Source organism: Pseudomonas sp. DrBHI1 (assembly GCF_002205115.1).
Taxonomy (GTDB): domain Bacteria; phylum Pseudomonadota; class Gammaproteobacteria; order Pseudomonadales; family Pseudomonadaceae; genus Aquipseudomonas; species Aquipseudomonas mosselii.
Window position 1 is genome coordinate 1 of sequence record NZ_NIBE01000064.1, and the last position, 1355, is coordinate 1355.

The 1355-nt window shown below is 57.9% G+C and carries 1 protein-coding gene; it reads left to right on the forward strand.

What is annotated here, in order from left to right; genetic code table 11:
* Window positions 1-52 precede the first annotated feature (52 nt).
* Window positions 53-1300, forward strand: a complete 1248-nt coding sequence (locus CC207_RS14830) for an IS256 family transposase (protein WP_060489951.1) — start codon at window positions 53-55, stop codon at window positions 1298-1300.
* Window positions 1301-1355 lie beyond the last annotated feature (55 nt).

The window sequence follows — 1355 nt, forward strand, 5'->3', positions numbered from 1 at the left end:
GAGGGTGTCAGAAATTTTGTGTTCGGGCATAACATGAGTAAGAGGTGCATGTATGCCAACCAAAAAGAAACCCTTGCGTGACCTGCCCAAAATCCCCAAAGAGCTGCTGGAGCAGTTCGGTGAGGGCCTGATGACCGCAGAGGCTATCGAGGATGCCTCTGCGGCGTTCAAGAAGGCCTTGATCGAACGCGCTCTGCACGCCGAACTTGGCCACCACCTGGGTTATCCGCCGGGCGCGCAGCGCCCAGAGGATGAAACCAACCAGCGTAACGGCAAGAGTGGCAAGACGGTTTTGACCGGCGATGGCCCGCTGCGGCTGGAAATTCCTCGTGACCGAGACGGCAGTTTTGCGCCCATTCTCATCCCCAAGCATGAGCGGCGGTACACCGGTTTCGATGACAAGATCATCGCCATGTACGCCCGTGGCATGACGGTCAGAGAGATCCGAGCCTTTCTGTCCGAGCAGTATGGAACAGAGGTCTCACCCGACTTCATCAGCTCTGTGACAGACGAGGTCATGGAAGAAATTGGCGCGTGGCAGCAGCGGCCACTGGAGCCCATGTACCCGGTCATTTTCTTCGATGCACTGCGGGTGAAGATCCGCGAAGAAGGCTTGGTGCGCAACAAGGCCATTTACTTGGCGCTGGGCGTTCTACCCGACGGGACGCGCGATATCTTGGGCATCTGGATCGAGAACACCGAGGGTGCGAAGTTCTGGATGAAGGTCTTTAACGATCTCAAGACACGTGGTGTCGAGGATGTGCTGATTGCCGTGACCGATGGCCTCAAAGGCATGCCAGAGGCTCTCAGCGCCGTGTTTCCAGAGACGACGCTGCAGACGTGCATCGTGCACCTGATCCGCAACAGCCTGGACTTTGCAGCCTGGGACAAGCGGCGGGCACTGGCCAAGGCGCTCAAGCCGATCTACCAGGCCATCAACGCCGAAGCGGCTGAGCAGGCACTCGATGAGTTTGAAAACGGGCCCTGGGGCAAGCAGTATCCAACGGTCGTTGCGGCCTGGAGACGCGCCTGGGATCGAGTGATTCCCTTCTTTGTCTTCCCACCAGCCATCCGGAAAGTGATCTACACCACCAACGCCATCGAGAGTATCAATGCCCAGCTGCGCAAGATCATCAAGACCCGAGGCCATTTCCCGAACGATGACGCAGCTACCAAGCTGATCTGGCTGGGGCTGCGAAACATCACGGCGAACTGGGGCTCAGCGGCGCATGATTGGAAAAGTGCGATGAATCAATTCGCGATTTTGTACGGAGATCGGTTCATCAGGCCGACCTGGTGAAAGTCAGGGCCTGCCTGACGGCAGGCCGTTACCGGCCCGCACACAAAAAATCTGA

What these genes read in the sequence shown, in the direction of transcription:
- CC207_RS14830 (WP_060489951.1), top strand. Translation starts at nt 53, where the DNA reads ATGCCAACCAAAAAGAAACCCTTGCGTGACCTGCCCAAAATCCCCAAA.